The sequence below is a fragment of the Legionella spiritensis genome (assembly GCF_900186965.1).
In the GTDB taxonomy this organism is placed as follows: Bacteria; Pseudomonadota; Gammaproteobacteria; order Legionellales; family Legionellaceae; genus Legionella_C; species Legionella_C spiritensis.
On the sequence record NZ_LT906457.1, the window covers coordinates 1,224,422 to 1,241,775 of the forward strand.

Here is a 17,354-nt window from a genome sequence, read left to right on the forward strand (position 1 = left end):
ATGAGAGTTTTAATTACGGGTGGTTCCGGGTTTGTCGGATCACATTTAACTGATCGATTGCTGGCCAGAGGTGATGCGGTACTGGCGATTGATAATTTTTCTACAGGTCGTCGGGACAATTTAAAATCTCACCAGAATCTGCAGATTATTGAAGAAACCATCGCCAATACTGCGGCTATGGAAGAGATTTTCACTAAATTCAAACCGGATGTGGTTGTGCACGCCGCGGCTTCCTACAAAGACCCCGATAACTGGGTTGAAGATTGCAAAACCAATGTTCTGGGTACTGTGAATGTGGTTAACGCTTCGAAAAAAGCGGGCTGCAAGCGCATTGTCTATTTCCAGACCGCCCTGTGCTATGGCTTGAATCCCAAAGAGCAACCCGTCACTCTGGATCATCATTTTGACGCACGCGGCAGCAGCTACGCCATCAGTAAAACTGCCGCTGAACATTATGTGGAATTGTCCGGGCTGGATTTTGTTTCTTTCCGTCTGGCTAACGCTTACGGGCCTCGCAATATCAGTGGTCCTCTGCCTACGTTCTACCATCGTCTGACCTCAGGCAAAGCGTGCTTTGTGATGGATACGCGCCGTGATTTTATCTTTATCGATGATTTGGTAAATTGCGTCGAGCGTGCCGTGGATGGTCAGGGGCAGGGTTACTACCACATTTCTTCCGGCAGCGACTTTTCCATTAAAGAACTGTTTGACGCGACACTGGCTGCTCTGGACATCAAACTGGATAAAGACGTGGAAGTTCGTCCCCGTCATCCTGATGATGCGTTCACTATCCTGCTCGATCCTTCCCGTACCAACAAGGATTTCTCATGGAATGTTGAGACGTCTTTGACCGCTGGTGTGAAAGCCGCGATTGAGTATTATAAAGAGTACGGTATTGAACAGACATTTACTCATCTGCGCTCCGAAGAGACAGAGACTGAAACGGCTTAAAAAGCGGCAAGTCTGTTTTACGATAAGGGGCAGAGTATTATCTGCTCCTTTTTTATTTAATGAAAATTTTTTGTTGGGCCATGGGCCCAACCTACGTGGATAACTTTCATTTGAGGATGATGTGATGACTGATTTTTCAGGAAAAAAGATACTTGTAGTTGGCGGCGCCGGATTTGTTGGCAGTAATTTGACCAATAAACTTCTGGCCAGTGACGCGGCTAAAGTAATCGTTGTTGATAATTTATTGTCCGCTGATATTTCCCGGGTTGCCGTCGACGCCAATCTGGAGTTCATGCACGCGTCGATTACCGAAGACGCGCTTTTGTACAATTTGCCGGAAGATTTGGATTACGTGTTTCATCTGGCTACCTATCATGGCAACCAAAGCTCGATTGAAGATCCGTTAAAAGATCATGAAAACAACACGCTGACCAGCTTGAAATTGTTTGACAGGATCAGCAAATTCAAATCCGTTCAGAAAGTAGTTTATGCTGGTGCCGGTTGTACCGTGGCTAAAAAAACGTTTGATGATGCGGAAGCCACCGTTGAGCAGGAAGACGTTTCCCTGTATCTCGACAGCCCTTATCAAATGTCCAAAATATTTGGTGAGTTTTATGGTAATTATTATTTCATGCGTTATAACATGCCGTTTGTGAAAGCCCGTTTTCAAAACGTGTATGGTCCCGGTGAAATTCTGGGAGCCGGGCAATGGCGTGGTAATGCCAACACCATCTGGCGTAATGTGACTCCGACGTTTGTTTTCAAAGCGCTTCATAATCTGGCCTTGCCACTGGAAAATAACGGCATTGCGACCCGGGATTTTATTTACGTCGATGATATTGTGGATGGACTGATTGCCTGTGCGTTAAAAGGGAAAGCGGGTGGTGTATACAATATTGCCTCCGGAGTGGAAACGTCCATTCGTGATCTGGCCACGATGATCAACGAGATCACCGGTAACAGCGCGGCTATTGACAACATGCCGGCCAGACCTTGGGATCGTTCCGGAAAACGGCACGGTGATACCACGAAATCCGAACAGGAACTTGGTTTTAAAGCCGGGGTTTCACTGCCGGACGGTTTGATGAAGACCATCAACTGGACGAAGGAAAACATGACGACCATCAAGCAATGTATGGCCAAGCACGTGCGTTATGTACCGGAAATTCAACAATATCTGGATTAGATCATTAGGGCGTGTCCTCATTCTATTTCATTTTGACAGTCATGCCCGCGCAGGCGGGCAACCATTTATGGATTGGCACTAATGGAGGAAAAGCAATATTATGTTTATATATTAGCCAGTAAAAAATATGGAACTCTTTATACCGGCGTAACAAGTAACCTTGTGCAACGAACTTGGCAACATAAGGAAGGTTTGGCTGAGGGATTTACCAAAAAATATAATATCCACCACCTGGTTTATTATGAAATTCACTCTGAGGTCTATGAAGCAATAACAAGAGAGAAACGCATAAAAAAGTGGAAGAGACAGTGGAAAATAAACCTGATCGAGCTAAACAATCCTCAATGGCTTGACTTGAGCATTGGATTATTTTGATGGATGGTTGCCCGCCTGCGCGGGCATGACAGATTTTTTTGTCATGTACAGGGCGAGAAATTAAATTGGTACTGTTTTTTTATTTTTTATCTGTTATTATGTTCGACCGTTCTTTTATTTCTGATATCCCAAATTTACTGTGGATATTTTTTTATTCAATCCACTCTCAAATTCTGAATATTCTTTCTTTCGTTCTTAAAAACCTTATCATATAGGGCTTTTTCAATCGGGTTTGATTTTTCCTTATTTTTTATTATCCACAATTTCTGTGGATAAGTCTGTGTATACCCTGTCAAACGATGTGAACACAACAGCGGTTTGTCGCATGCTCAAAATCTTGTAAGAGGTCAATAAAACAGGCTTGATACAAGGCGTGGTCTGGAATGAATGCTTATTTATTTGACAATTAATGCTTAAATTGGTTATTATTTGCCCACTTGGTGCGATGTTTTTCTAGTTACGCAGAGCCAGGGCGTGTTTTGAAAGTTATCGCCGGGAACTCATCGCCAATTACCGCTGCATCAGCGAGTGTCTATTAATCTGAACATGTCCGATGCTTAATTCAGGGGGCAGCCATGCCGCGTACAAAGCGCAAGCAACATAAATCGAATTTGGAAATTAATAAAATCAATGAGGATTTGTTATTTTTTATATTAACCAGGCAAATGTTGGACGGTGATTATACCTATAGCCACCTGTGGCTGCCGCTTCTCAAAATGTTTCATTACTGCCGTCCGGATGCCCTGGAACAAGGGATAATGATTGCCATCGAAGGGGCTAATCAACGTATTATAGAAACAAAATGTCCTAATGCCATGATATTCCTGGCCCAGTTGTATAGCAAAGGTTTGTTCGTGGATCAGGATATTGAGAAGGCCATTGCGCTTTATGAACAAGCCATTGAATCAGGCTATCCGGTCGCCATGAATAATCGTGCCATGATGTATTATGAAGGCGGGCTGGATGGTGACGATCCCTACCTTTTCAAAGCTATTGCGCTTTACGAACGCGCCATTGCCTTAAATGAACCAGACGCCATGGTTAATCTTGCCATGATATATGAACAGGGTCTGGATGGCAGGATTGATACTGACAAAGCGATAGCGCTTTATAAGTGTGCCATCAAGCTGAAACATCCCGGCGCTATGGTAAGACTGGCCAGGATGTATAAAAACGGAATCGGCGTTGAAAAGGATATTGACAAAGCCATCGAACTGTATCAACGCGCCAAAGCACAGCACGATCCGGTGGCTATGGTGAAACTTGCCAGGATGTATGAAGCCGGGACAGGTGTTGAACCCGATAAGACCAAAGCCATTAAGCTTTATCTACAGGCAAGTAGATTTGGTAATGCACAGGCCATGTCTGATCTTGCCCATATTTATTATTTTAGTGACGAGGATAGTGAAATAGATGTCCCTCTGGCACTTGAGCTTTGGGATTCTGCCATTAAACTGGGTTGTTCTAAAGCCATGGTGAATCGTGCTTATGTTTATCAGCAGGAAATGGATATAACCAGAGCCATTGAGCTTTATCAGCAAGCCGCTAACTTAAACAATCCGCTTGCCATGACCAATCTTGGTGGTATTTATCAACAAGGACTGGGTGGCGTTGAAGTCGATATGGCCAAAGCCATTGGGCTTTATAGGCAAGCCGCTGACTTAAACGATCCGCTTGCCATGACCAATCTTGGTGATATTTATCAGGAAGGACTGGGTGGCGTTGAAGTTGATATGGCCAAAGCCCTTGAATTTTATAAGCAAGCAGCTAAACTTAACGACCCGTTTGCCATGACGGCGCTTGCACTTATCTATCAAGCTGGAAAGAATTATCCAAAAGCCATTAGACTTTTTGAGCAGGCAATAAGGTTAGGAGAACCGGAAAATGAGCATTTCACCGGATCAACTGCCGATTATATAAAAAAATTAATTGCCGCTTTACCCGATGCTAAAAAAATCGTGGTCGCAAAAGACCTTCTGGACTTGATCTGGGAGGATTTGCTCGTCGGTACGTCGTTCACTGATGGAACGTGGCAGTTTCTCGCAACCTTTTGCAAGCCGGATATTATGGCCAGATTAACGGATGATCAATCCCCATGGGGAACGAGTCTGGCCATCTTGAGAATGGTTTGCGCCGATGGTCATCTGATACGAAAAATACTGGATTACCGCCCTGAATCGTCTTCAAGTGAAAGTGACGTCGCTTCAACGTCTGTGTATAGCTGCGTGGGTCACCTGTTGGCACGCCGAAACTCTTTAAAGAAACAACGTCTAAATTTTTTCCGGACGGCTGATCAATTGAATTCCAAATCGGAGATACCTGTTCCTCTGTCCAAGGAATTATGGGGATATACTCTCTCGTTTCTTCATCCGGGTCTGGAAATTGATCGTCAAGCCTGGCTTTGTAAAAATGGCCGGGAAACGGGCGTAAAAGAAGAGGACGCAACGTCATTGCCTGAGCCGGACACCCACGATTTTCGATGTGGCGGTTAAGCACCGCAAATACGCGTAGACAATTGGTCGGCGCCCCTTGCCCGATATTCACATCGGTTTAAACACCATAAGATAAAATATAATCAATACAGCAAGGAAAGCCGGCCAGCCGAGAAGAAACCAGATTTTGGCGTAGGTGTCGTATAATGCCGGAATGGGCGTGTTGTCGCGTACGGCCTCTTTTAATAAACGGTGCATGCGAATTTGCAGCCACACCACAGGAATCCAGCAGGCACCGGTGAGCAGATATAAGCCCAGCGACCACAGAATCCAGGGTGCGGTTAGCGGATAATGGAGGATGGCGAGCAAGGCAAATCCGGTCAGTGGCTGGATGATGACCGCCGGGGTGGTGAATAGCCAGTCGGCGATGACCACGTTTTTAGAGGCAAAAAGCATGGCTTGTATATTATGGCTCTGGTTAGCCCGCCACATATAAAAGGCACTGCCGAGTCCGGTGCCGAATAAAATGGTGGAACTGATGATGTGTACGTATTTTAATAACAGGTAGTACATGGTGTTTTCTCACAATTAACGCATGTCTTCAATGGCCAGCCAGATCAAGACTGCCGTTAAAATGGGGATGTTTTTTAATAAGGGCGCTAACGGATCCAGCCATAACCAAGCCAGTCCAATGCCTCCCACAACGGTATAGACGGCGATGGTGGCAAACTGTAACAGGCCAATCCATTTGTTTTTGAATGAAAACAACAACGCCATCCCCAGAAACATATCCCACAGGCAACTGCCCGTTTGAACCACCGCAACCAGGGATTGCGGAATACCCGCGGTCAGTAGTAAATGTTCGGCTTGCTGATTAACGCCCAGCAAGGGAATGAGACCGGATAAAAGCCATAGCAGCACCAGACTGATTTTCAATAATGGTCTTAAAAAATAAAGCCTGGCGTGCCAGCGATCCTGAGTCTGGCTGGGGTAATAATTAAGCCCCTCGGGAAACGGCGCCAGGTCAAAATCAATAACCGCGCGCAAGGGCTGATAATCCGCCATATTCTCGTGCAGGGTCATTTGATAGGACACGGAGTTAAGCGGGCCTAGAGCGAGGCGATCGCCCAGTTTCGTCAGTGGTTTGATAAGGCGGGATGACATCGAAACGGTGCGCGCATACCCAAAACCCAACCATTGTCTTAAATGGATTAAAATATCCCTTACCGCAACAGGTCGGGGACCAACGACGTTAATAATGCCCTGTTGCCTGCCATGTAAAACCTGTTCAAACACCTTGACCAAATCAAACATGGCCACCGGTTGAAAACGCGCGTCTCCGGAATCAATCAAGGGGATTATCCAGGGCAGGGAAGCCAGCGCACGCAACAGCGCGGTACCGCCGTAAGCGCCATTGGCATAGACCAGCGACGGTCTCAGGATACAGCTTGACAGATTCATGGTCTGCAACGTCTCATCAAGCCGGCGTTTGGTGGTGACGTAATCAATATCGGGGCCGTCTTCCACGCCCAGGGCCGAGAGTTGAATGACCCGTGGAATGGCTGACTGCTCACAGGCTTGAAACAGAGCCAGTGGTGCCTGATAGTGAATGTTGTTTATGTTTTGCCGGCGGCTTCCTTTTAAAATACCGGCACAATTAATCACGGCATCCATATCCTGCACCCGCGGCAGCCATGCGTCTATGGTCAAATCGCGGTTGAAATCACAGGCAATGGTTCGGGCCAGGGGAAATCGCCGCTCAGTCGATGCGACATCGCGCGCACAGCAGGTAATCTCATGACCCTGCTTGAGAAGATAGGCAACGAGATAACCGCCAATAAATCCATTGGCACCGGTAATTAGAATCCGCATGATGATGTTGTTGGATTAAAATAAAGATGGTACCTGATAACGAGTCTGTTTAAAACGATCATGAGGTTAAGGGCAGACCAACCGCCTGTTTTGTTTCACTTGAATCCAAGTTGTGTCTTCCCCGCGCAGGCGGGGATCTATTCCAATTATGTCATGCTGGAGTTAGACCAGCTCAGTCTTCCCCGCGCAGGCGGGATCCATTCCAATTATGTCATGCTGGAGTTAGACCAGCCCAGTCTTCCCCGCGCAGGCGGGGATCCATTCCAATTATGTCATGCTGGAGTTAGACCAGCCCAGTCTTCCCCGCGCAGGCGGGGATCCATTCCAATTATGTCATGCTGGAGTTAGGCCAGCCCAGTCTTCCCCGCGCAGGCGGGGATCCATTTTCAATACAATACCTCACTTCGTTTGATGGATGGGTCCCCGCCTGCGCGGGGAAGACACAATTTCTGTACTGAAAATATTATTCATTTAGTACAAAATCGTATGATCTTGTCCTTAGGTTAAGGGGGACGTACACGATATTTTTACAGACGTGTACAGGTGAAACAGCGGGTGTTCAATCCGCCTGATAAACTTCTGTAAATTACCGGCAACTCTGCTAAGATTGTTGCATTCGTTCCATGCAATAACGCGTCACTCATTGAGGGTTTGTTATGGGTTTGTTTTTCCGAGTTTTGTTGTTCTGCATTCCGATGTATTTTCCCGGGTATAGCGCGTGGGCAAAAGTGCTTTCTCCCGATGCGCGTGCGGCCTTGCTTGCTGTGGATAATCAAACGTTTCGTGATGAAATTATTCATTATGTGCGCGACGTGGCTGTCGGCCGTACCAATCCGGATGCTGCGAGTTTTCTGCAAAATCTGGACGCTCTCTGGTTTAATCATTATCAGAGTTCGGCCTGGGAGGTTTACATGACCGTTTTTTACAAAGGACAAGTGACGGGTGAGGGTAACGGGCATGGCAACAATCTGGTTGCGGCCTTGAAACAGGCCACGGAATCGTCTTTGAGCGCTCTTCCGGCAGGACAATTAACGGAAAAGGAACTGGAACAATATCGCTTCAAGGTAACCTTTGACTATTATCCGGCAAAGCTTTATTCCTTTATCGAATACGGTAGTAAGGGGTTGGAGTTGACTGGCAGCCGGGTTGCGGTTCGGCATATGGATAAAGTATCGCTGCAAAAACAAATTGCTGACAGCCAGCGTTATCTCCTGCAATCCATGAATCCGAAATATCACGGATTTTTCAAATTTTATTACGCCGGCAAGGATCAGTCCGAGGAATTGTTGCGCACTATTTATTCCTCATCCAGTTTGTATACATTGCTGGAACTCTATCAGTATCACCATGATCCGCAATTGCCGCAGTATTTCAAACCAATTGCGGATTTTATCCTGTCCAATCAGGTGGTTAACGGTCCGCATCAAGGCGGGTTTTACTACGGATTTGATCCCAAGACCCGGAAAAGAACCGGACTGGTTGTGGTGGGAACGACATCCAAAACGATCTTTACCTTACTGGAACTTCACCGTTTTTACCCCAGCGACCCCCAATATCTTGCCGCCGCTAAAAAAGGGGGAGACTGGTTGTTGACCCGGGTACGTAAAGATGGTGGTGTCATCGCCGTGGCGCGTATGCAGGATGGACAATGGCGGGATAACGAGAAACAATCCCTGCTGTATTCCGGACAGGTTTTATCGGCTCTGTCCCGACTTTACGCGGTTACCAGAGACCCGCGTTATTATGACGGCGCAAAACGTATTGCCGGACATTTTCTTGCCCGGGTAAAAAACGAAGGGACCTTGCTGGGTGACGATTATCGTTCGCCCAATTCCATTTCGACCAGCTGGGTCATGATGTCCTTGATCGATTTTGCCAAGGTGGATCAGGAGCCTGTTTACCGGGAAACAATAGTGCGACTCGCCGCAACCTTGTTATCGCGGCAAATTACCGATAAGGATGATATCTTCAATAACGGCCGTTATTTTGACGCCATGACCACCAGCGGCAATGGCTGGATTAACGAAGTTATGGGGGTATTGTATGATTTTTGCCGGAAAAACGGGTTAGCCCATTGCCAGCGATATCAGACAACCATGCTGTTGACCGGCCGCTGGTTATTACAAAATGCCTATAATGAGGAAAATACCTACAATATTAAAAACCCTGAGCGGGCTATTGGCGGTTTTATTACCAACTTTACCTCGTCCAAAGTGCGTACGGACGCGGTGTGTCATGGTTTGAACAGTCTGGTTATGTTGATGGAGAGCGCCGCTTCCGGTGAGCCGCTGCAATTGAAACTGCCGGAAAGGCCACTGGTGAAAATTCTGCCTTTGTTGCGGGCGGGCAAGGGGTTTATCAGTAATCCGGAACTTTGTGCCAAGAAAAATCAGGGTTTGTTGTAAATATACAGGATAAGTATTTATGGGGAAACGGAACTCCAAAAACGAGGTTTATCAACGTTACGACGCTATTGTTCGCTGGTTTGACGAGCATCGTTCGCGTGAACTTTTTGAAAGAAAATACCTCGATCAGGTCATTGCCGAAATAATCCACGGCGGAAAAATTCTTGATCTGGGTTGCGGTATGGGAGAACCCATTGGCCAGTACTTTATCCAGAAAGGGTTCAGGCTGACCGGTGTCGACGGATCAGGAAAAATGATAGCGCTTGCCCGCCAGCGTTTTCCCAACGAACGCTTTATCATTGAAGATATGCGGTATTTTGTTCTTGATGAACGCTTTGACGCGATAATTGCCTGGCACAGTTTTTTTCATCTGCCTGCCGAGGATCAAAGGCAAATGTTTGAAACATTTGCCCGTCATTTGAAACCGGGCGGCGTATTGTTATTTACATCCGGCCCGTCGGAAGGAGAGAGCTTGAGCGACAATGGTGGCCAGCAAATCTACCACGCGTCGCTAAGCGAGCAGGAATATCAATATCTGCTAGTCTTGCATCACTTTGAAATCATCACGCATACGGTGGCCGATCCGGAGTGCGGAGGTGCTACCGTCTGGCTCGCCAAATACTGTAAAAAGCGTACCTGATGTGAAATCGGTTGACGGGTGGCAAGGGTGTTGTAAAATCGTGTATCCCTGAAACTTGGTTTATCAGGAGTAAAATCAAGAATTCATTATGGCGAAAGTTACTCATCACAATAAAGCCTGCGATTTGATTTTGTTTGGGACTTTAGGCGATCTCGCAACCCGCAAGCTGCTGCCGGCACTTTATCAGCTGGAAAAATCCGGGCTATTACATCCGGATACCCGAATTCTTGGTTGTGGTCGTGAATCATTAAGTCATGCCGGGTACGCGGATGTGATTGGCAAGACGTTACATACGTTTGTCAGCGAATGCCCTGATGAATCCGTGACGCGGAGGCTAATACAACGATGCCACTATGTGTCTGTCGATTTAAGCAGGGATGAGGAGTATAAAAAATTTATCCCGCTTACCGAGCCTGCGATCCGGACACCGGTCAGCTATCTGGCCATTCCACCTTCCCTCTATGGCCACGTCAGCCGGGGACTGGCGGCGGCAGGTCTTGCCAGGCAGCCTGCCCGAATCGTTATGGAAAAACCGATAGGCCATGATTTGGCTTCCTCCATCGCCATCAATGAACAGGTATCCCGTTATTTTCACGAAAATCAGATTTATCGTATTGATCATTATCTGGGCAAGGAAACCGTACTGAATTTGCTGGTGCTGCGCTTTGCCAACGCCATTTTTTCCTCAAACTGGGATTATACGGTGATTGATCACGTCCAGATCACCGTGGCCGAGGCGGTCGGGGTGGAAGGGCGCTGGAGTTATTATGACGACGCCGGTCAGATGCGGGATATGGTGCAAAATCATCTTCTGCAGATTCTTTCTCTAATCGCCATGGAACCCCCACTAAGTCTGGAAGCGGACAGCATCCGGGATGAAAAACTGAAAGTACTGAAAGCCCTTCGCCCCATGACTGGCGAGCAAGTTCGTTTAAATACGGTGCGGGGACAATATGTTCGCGGCCAGGTGAAGGGGAGCAGGGTGCCCGGGTATCTGGAAGAGGAGGAAGGGCATGCCAGCAGCGAGACGGAAACGTTCGTCGCGTTGAAAGTCGCTATTGACAACTGGCGTTGGGCGGATGTGCCCTTTTACCTGCGTACCGGCAAACGCATGCCGAAAAAACATTCGGAAGTCGCGATTTATTTCAAATCACAGCCGCATAATATTTTTCATAAAACCCAGCCGTATTTAAATGCCAATAAATTAATCATTCGTCTCCAGCCCGATGAAGGGGTGGATATTCATATGATGAACAAAATACCCGGGTTGGGAGAGACCATGCGGTTGCAGGAAACGAAACTGGATTTAAGTTTCGATGAAACCTTCAAGTCGCAAAGGATTGCGGACGCTTATGAGCGGTTATTACTGGAAGTCATGCTGGGTAATCAATATCTATTTGTTCGGCGTGATGAAGTGGAACAGGCGTGGAAATGGGTGGACGGTATTTTAGACGCCTGGCAGGCCAACGACGTTCCCTTGCACGGGTATGACGCAGGATCCTGGGGACCTGGGGCAGCCAATGATTTATTGAACAGGGATCAGCGAAGCTGGGATGAATAACATGCACTTCCATTCCTTTAATGATACGGATGAGTTAAATCGGGCACTGGCCGGACGGATAATTGATATTTTGCGAGAGGCTATTACATTACGCGGCCATGCTTATCTGGTGGTATCAGGAGGGAAAACGCCGCAGGGTTTATTTCAGTTACTCGCCTGTACGGAGTTGGACTGGCGGTGTGTCACCGTAACACTATGCGATGAGCGTCTTGTGAAACCCGATACACTGGATAGTAATGAGCGGCTGGTCAAGGATTATTTACTGCGGCACAAGGCTTCCGGTGCCCATTTTATCAGCTTATACAGTGATAGGGAGGACGCTATGGAGCGTAAGAAAGATATTACCCGGCGCCTTGGTAAGTTGCCTGCTTTTGATGTGGTCGTTTTAGGTATGGGGGAGGATGGCCATACGGCTTCGTTATTTCCCTGTAGCCCGGAAATCAGGGACGCGCTGGCCGATACCGATGACGTGGTTGTGGAAGTGACCCCGACATCGGCCCCTTACGCACGGATTTCGTTAAGTAAAACACGTCTGCTTCGTAGCCGCGCTATATTCCTGCATCTGGTCGGTGAAAGAAAAAGGGCTGTTTTAGAGAAGGCTCTGGCGGAAAAAGAGCCTCTTGTTATGCCGATTCGTGCTTTTTTACACCATCCGGTCGCTGATGTGCAGATCATGTTCGCGCCGCTTTGAGGTCGTTATGGATAAGGTGATACAGCAGGTTACCGATAGAATAGTTGAGCGCAGCACAAAAACCCGAAACGACTATCTGGGTCGTCTGGAGACGGCGCGTTTGCGAGGTCCGCATCGCGGTATTTTGCATTGCGGTAATCTGGCTCATGGTTTTGCCGCCTGTAACCCGGGCGATAAAAAAGATTTGCGCGGCATGACCAAGGCCAATATCGCCATCGTGTCCGCTTATAACGATATGTTGTCGGCGCATCAACCTTACGGTTCCTATCCTTTTTTGCTGAAACAGGCTATTTCGGAAGCCGGCGGGGTCGCCCAGTTTGCCGCCGGAGTTCCGGCTATGTGTGACGGCGTTACCCAGGGGCAGCCGGGCATGGAGTTAAGCCTGATGAGCCGTGACGTGATTGCCATGTCTGCCGCCATCGGTTTGTCGCACAATATGTTTGACGGTGGTTTGATGCTTGGCATTTGCGACAAAATTGTGCCCGGGTTGCTTATCGCGGCACTTGGTTTCGGGCATCTGCCCTTTGTGTTTGTGCCGGCAGGCCCGATGCCTTCCGGTTTGCCCAACAAGGAAAAAGCCCGCATCCGGCAACTTTACGCGGAAGGCAAGGCCGATAAAAATGATTTGCTGGAAGCGGAAGCCGCTTCCTATCATACCGCGGGTACCTGTACCTTTTATGGCACGGCAAACTCCAATCAATTGGTGATTGAGACCATGGGATTGCAATTGCCGGGTTCTTCTTTTGTGCATCCGAATACGCCTTTGCGACAGGAGTTAACCAGGGCGGCAGCCTGCCAGGTCTTGAAATGGACGGATTTGGGAGACGATTATTTGCCAATCGGCCAATTGGTGGATGCCAAAACCATCGTCAACGGTCTGGTCGGTTTACTGGCGTCAGGCGGCTCGACTAACCACACCATTCATTTCATTGCCGTTGCCCGTGCCGCAGGATTCGTTATCAACTGGAGTGACTTTGCCGACCTTTCCAGGGTTACTCCCCTGATCGCGCGTATTTATCCCAATGGGCACGCGGATATAAACCATTTCCAGCAGGCCGGTGGTATGGCTTATTTTATCCGTACCTTGCTGGAGGCCGGGTTATTGCATGACGAGGTCCATACCGTTGCCGGGTTTGGTTTGTACGCTTATACCCGACAACCTGTTTTGCAAAAGGGAGAACTGATCTGGCAGGATGGGCCGACGGTGTCTGCTGACCCGGATGTATTAACCTCCGCTCAACAGCCTTTTAAGGAGCAGGGTGGTTTGCAGGTATTAACCGGAAACATCGGCAGAGCGGTTATAAAAACATCGTCCCTGCCTGATGGTGCGGAAATGATTGAGGCGCCGGCGGTGGTTTTTTCAAACCAGCAGGAACTGGAGGCGGCTTTCCAGGCCGGAGAGTTGAATAAGGATTGTGTGGTGGTTGTCCGTTTTCAAGGCCCAAAAGCCTGCGGTATGCCGGAATTACACAAATTGACGCCTTGTCTTGGCGTTCTTCAGGATCGTGGCTATCAAGTGGCTTTGGTGACCGACGGCCGTATGTCCGGGGCCTCCGGTAAAGTTCCCGCCGCCATTCATGTGACTCCTGAAGCATGCGAAGGAGGGGTTATTGCCAAAATTGCAGATAGTGACGTCCTGCGAATTGATGCCCGTGAAGGCTTACTACAACTTCTGGTTCCCGATGATGTCCTGGCAACTCGCAGGCCGGTCATCATGGATTGTGCCGCCCCGGCTTTCGGAATGGGACGAGAATTATTTACCGGGATGCGTGCCTTGCTTTCAGGAGCGGAACACGGTGCTTGCAGTTTGTTTGCTCCGGAGGGTTAAAGACATGGCTGATGACGGTTTTTACGCCATTGTGGCGGATATCGGTGGTACCAACGCACGTTTTAGCCGGGTAGAACTGGGGAGCCTGGCCGTAGACAAAATTGCGGTATTTCCCTGTGCCGGATTTGCAAATCTTGATATGGCATTATCCGCTTATCAAAAACGCTATGGGTTGACGAATATCAAGCATGCGGCCATAGCCATTGCCTGTCCGGTCACCGATGACCGGGTGCGTATGACCAATCTTCACTGGCAATTTTCCATCAGCGATTTGCAAAAACAGCTGGGGTTCAAGCAATTGCAGGTTGTTAATGATTTTATGGCGATGGCTATGAGTTTGCCGGCGTTAACTGATTCCGAAACAATCCGGATTGGCGGAGGAGTAGCCGAGGTCGGGAAAATCAAAGTGGTATTGGGGGCGGGTACGGGATTAGGGGTGGCTCATCTTGTGCCCACCGCCGACGGTTACCTTCCTCTTCCCGGGGAAGCCGGACACTGTGACTGGGCCGCGCAGACTGAGCAGGAGTGGTTTATTCAAAGATACCTGGCGCGTCGTTATGGTCGTGTTTCGGTGGAGCGTATTTTGTCGGGACCCGGGCTGGAGAATCTCTATATGGCTATAGCCGAGTTCCGGAAACAAAAGGTTGAGCCGGTCAGCGCCGCTGATATTGCCCGGTTGGCAAGTTCGAAACTTTGCCCTCTGGCTCAGGATGCCATCGCACAATTTTTTGCCAGCTTAGGCAGTTTTGCCGGCGATCTGGCTTTGTCCTTAAGTGCGTTTGGCGGCGTGTATATTGCAGGCGGCATTGTGCCTAAATTATTGCCTTTTATGGAGCAGAGTGCGTTTCGTGCCCGATTTGAGGAAAAAGGGCGTTTCTGTACTTTTAACAGCCAGATTGCAACCTGCGTGGTGGCTGCGGAACAACCCGGTTTAATTGGCGCCGCAGCCTATTTAAAACAAATGATGACAAGAGAACATTATGGCATTTGTTAATTGGTTATCGAGTCCGGCGACTTTACTGACAACCAGTCCGGTTATTCCTGTCGTGGTTATTCATGATATGGAAAAGGCCGTGCCGTTGGCTGAGGCTTTGCTGGCCGGGGGTATCAATATTATAGAGATTACGCTAAGAACACCGGTCGCCCTGGATGTCATTCGTCGTTTGCATCAGGAAAAACCTGAAATAATCGTAGGGGCCGGCACTATCACCCATTCCATTCAGTTGCAGCAATGTATCGAAGCGGGTGCGCAATTTGCAATCAGCCCTGGCGCTACATCGCAATTATTACAAGCTGGTCGGCAAAATAATATCCCTTTAATTCCCGGAGTGACCAGCATTTCTGAACTTATGGAAGGCATGAGCGCCGGGTATAGCCGGTTTAAATTATTTCCGGCCGAGATAGCAGGTGGTGTTCACTTGCTCAAAACGATACATGGACTTTTTCCTGAAATCCGCTTCTGTCCTACGGGAGGTGTTAACGAACAAAACTATCTGGACTATCTGGCATTACCTAATGTAGAGTGTGTCGGCGGCTCCTGGGTAGTTCCCGAGGAAGCAATCCGGCAAGATAACTGGTCAAAAATAACCCATCTATGTCAAAACGCGGTGGTTAAAGCGTATAAGGCGGATGCGTTGGCCAGGGGGGACAAATAAATAATACTATTTTTAAGGATGAACAATGGCATGGTTGGTCGCGATTATAGGTTCTCTGGCTGGATTTTTGTTTGGTTATGACGAAGGCATTATCGCCGGATCCCTGGATCTGGTCACCCGACATTTTGCGTTGACTCATACCAATATTGGCGTTATGGCGTCCGCATTACCTTTTGGCGCCTTATTCGGTTCCATGATTATTGGCGCATTACTGGGAACACGATTCGCAAAACGTTTTGGACGTCGCTCCCTTCTTTCATTTGCCGGAGCTCTTTTTCTGTTCGGCGCCATGGGAGCGGCCTTTTCCGACACCACAGCCGTATTGATTCTGTCGCGATTTATACTGGGTTTGGCCATAGGTATCGCGTCAGTGACTACGCCGTTGTATCTGGCTGAAACAGCACCGGTGCAATTACGCGGCGCTATGGTCGCTATTTACCAGTTAGCGATAACGATTGGTATTGTCTGTGCCTATACAGTCAATTATGTACTCATAGAACAACAGGCATGGCGGGCCATGTTTGCTTCAAGTGCCGTACCCGCCCTGATGCTGGTACTGGGTATTCTTTTCCTGCCGGAATCACCACGCTGGCTTTGCAGTGTGGGAAAGCGTGATGCGGCGGCTCGCGCCTTAACGGCACTGAGAAAAGGACAAACGATTGATGAGGAATTACAGCATATAGAAACGACTCTGGCTAATGAGCCAAAGCATACCAACTGGCGTTCCCTGTTTAAAAAGCCTTTATTGCCGGTTCTGATGCTGGGAATGATTTTGTTCTGTCTGCAACAGTTAAGTGGTATTAATGTCATTATTTATTTTGCGCCGGATATTTTTAAAAACCTGGGTTTCGCAAATACGACCGGCCAGATTCTGGCGACCATGGGGATTGGCCTGGTGAATGTGTTGGTGACGATTTTGGCCATTTATTGTATGGACAAGGTAGGCCGTCGCAAACTGTTGTTAATAGGTTTCTCTGGCGCGTTTATAAGTCTTGCGGCGCTTAGCCTTTTTTCATCTTTTCATATGTCACTACTGGCTTATTTGTCGGTCGCCTGTCTGACGGTTTATATCTTTTCCTTTGCAATAAGCATAGGCCCGGTGCCGCATATTGCCATGTCCGAGATTTTTCCCTTGCATGTCAGAGGGGCGGGTATGGGGATGTCGGCGATGAGCAACTGGAGTTTTAATACCCTGATGATTTTCAGCTTTCCTCTGCTGCATAAGATGGCCGGGATAGAATACACGTTTGCCCTTTATGCGCTGATTTGTCTCATCGGACTGGCCTATACCTATTATTTTATGCCGGAAACTAAAAATTTAAGCCTGGAATCCATCGAAGACTATCTGATGAGCGGTAAGCCATTGCGCAGTCTTGGTCGAACAGGGACAACGGATCAATCTTACCAATCACCGGTGCAGGCAAGCCATGATGTGGATGTTATTTATAATACCTAGTGCCTCGTCAAGATTGAATTTACGGGTGTGATCACCTGCCTTGCATTCATCTTTGTACGTTTTTTTGATGTAAAAATGCTCAAATTAGCCCTGCTAGTACTGTTTCCATTTAGTTTTGACAGGTAGCATTGCACAAAGTGTGCATTTCTTGTCATTCCCGCGCAGGCGGGAATCTATGCCTGATATAGCACAGAGCCAATTTAGCCATAGATTCCCGCCTGCGCGGGAATGACAGGCGCCTGTCAAAACTAAATGGAAGTGGTACTGGTCCTGCGCCTTTTACATCAAAAAAACGTACAAAT

At 48.1% G+C, this 17,354-nt stretch carries 14 protein-coding genes; 12 read left to right on the plus strand and 2 right to left on the minus strand.

From position 1 onward, the window contains the following. The 4 genes from CKW05_RS05630 to CKW05_RS05645 all read left to right on the plus strand — a co-directional run bounded on the left by CKW05_RS05630 (position 1) and on the right by CKW05_RS05645 (position 5,004). Complete coding sequence (locus CKW05_RS05630; protein WP_058483764.1) at positions 1 to 951, plus strand: NAD-dependent epimerase/dehydratase family protein; 951 nt, start codon at positions 1 to 3, stop codon at positions 949 to 951. Between the two features lie 124 nt (positions 952 to 1,075). Then, on the plus strand, positions 1,076 to 2,137 hold the full coding sequence (locus CKW05_RS05635) for an NAD-dependent epimerase/dehydratase family protein (protein ID WP_058483763.1): 1,062 nt from the start codon (positions 1,076 to 1,078) through the stop codon (positions 2,135 to 2,137). 81 nt (positions 2,138 to 2,218) lie between these two features. Then, complete coding sequence (locus CKW05_RS05640) at positions 2,219 to 2,512, plus strand: GIY-YIG nuclease family protein (protein ID WP_058483762.1); 294 nt, start codon at positions 2,219 to 2,221, stop codon at positions 2,510 to 2,512. A gap of 575 nt (positions 2,513 to 3,087) precedes the next feature. Continuing rightward, entirely contained in the window at positions 3,088 to 5,004 is a 1,917-nt protein-coding gene (locus tag CKW05_RS05645; RefSeq protein WP_058483761.1) for a tetratricopeptide repeat protein, read from the plus strand. 48 nt (positions 5,005 to 5,052) lie between these two features. Here CKW05_RS05645 and CKW05_RS05650 read toward each other — a convergent pair whose 3' ends face one another. Together CKW05_RS05650 and CKW05_RS05655 are read right to left on the minus strand one after the other, a co-directional pair. After that, a complete protein-coding gene (locus tag CKW05_RS05650) occupies positions 5,053 to 5,517 on the minus strand; it encodes a DUF2269 family protein (protein ID WP_058483760.1) in 465 nt (154 codons plus the stop codon). Positions 5,518 to 5,532: 15 nt separating this feature from the next. Next, the gene (locus CKW05_RS05655) at positions 5,533 to 6,816 is read right to left on the minus strand and encodes an SDR family oxidoreductase (RefSeq protein WP_058483759.1); all 1,284 of its coding nucleotides are present in this window, start codon (positions 6,814 to 6,816) and stop codon (positions 5,533 to 5,535) included. Positions 6,817 to 7,472: 656 nt separating this feature from the next. On the opposite strand from CKW05_RS05655, the gene CKW05_RS15550 reads away from it, so the two are divergent. The 8 genes from CKW05_RS15550 to CKW05_RS05695 all read left to right on the plus strand — a co-directional run bounded on the left by CKW05_RS15550 (position 7,473) and on the right by CKW05_RS05695 (position 17,052). Further along, positions 7,473 to 9,221 (plus strand): glycoside hydrolase family protein, encoded by a 1,749-nt coding sequence (locus tag CKW05_RS15550; RefSeq protein WP_058483758.1) that lies wholly within the window; start codon positions 7,473 to 7,475, stop codon positions 9,219 to 9,221. 19 nt (positions 9,222 to 9,240) lie between these two features. After that, a complete protein-coding gene (locus CKW05_RS05665; RefSeq protein WP_058483757.1) occupies positions 9,241 to 9,861 on the plus strand; it encodes a class I SAM-dependent DNA methyltransferase in 621 nt (206 codons plus the stop codon). Between the two features lie 88 nt (positions 9,862 to 9,949). Further along, positions 9,950 to 11,422, plus strand: coding sequence for a glucose-6-phosphate dehydrogenase (gene zwf, locus CKW05_RS05670; RefSeq protein WP_058483756.1), 1,473 nt, complete (start codon positions 9,950 to 9,952; stop codon positions 11,420 to 11,422). Then, positions 11,415 to 12,113, plus strand: a complete 699-nt coding sequence (gene pgl / locus CKW05_RS05675) for a 6-phosphogluconolactonase (protein WP_331712933.1) — start codon at positions 11,415 to 11,417, stop codon at positions 12,111 to 12,113. Before zwf ends, pgl begins: the two co-directional genes overlap by 8 nt. A 7-nt stretch (positions 12,114 to 12,120) precedes the next feature. Further along, positions 12,121 to 13,941 carry a phosphogluconate dehydratase gene (edd, locus tag CKW05_RS05680; RefSeq protein WP_058483755.1) on the plus strand — a complete coding sequence of 607 codons (1,821 nt, stop codon included), beginning with the start codon at positions 12,121 to 12,123 and terminating at the stop codon, positions 13,939 to 13,941. A gap of 4 nt (positions 13,942 to 13,945) precedes the next feature. Next, the gene (glk, locus tag CKW05_RS05685; protein WP_058483754.1) at positions 13,946 to 14,935 is read left to right on the plus strand and encodes a glucokinase; all 990 of its coding nucleotides are present in this window, start codon (positions 13,946 to 13,948) and stop codon (positions 14,933 to 14,935) included. Next, on the plus strand, positions 14,922 to 15,596 hold the full coding sequence (locus CKW05_RS05690) for a bifunctional 4-hydroxy-2-oxoglutarate aldolase/2-dehydro-3-deoxy-phosphogluconate aldolase (protein ID WP_058483753.1): 675 nt from the start codon (positions 14,922 to 14,924) through the stop codon (positions 15,594 to 15,596). Before glk ends, CKW05_RS05690 begins: the two co-directional genes overlap by 14 nt. A 25-nt stretch (positions 15,597 to 15,621) precedes the next feature. Beyond that, positions 15,622 to 17,052 carry a sugar porter family MFS transporter gene (locus CKW05_RS05695; protein WP_082642793.1) on the plus strand — a complete coding sequence of 477 codons (1,431 nt, stop codon included), beginning with the start codon at positions 15,622 to 15,624 and terminating at the stop codon, positions 17,050 to 17,052. Positions 17,053 to 17,354: the final 302 nt, after the last annotated feature.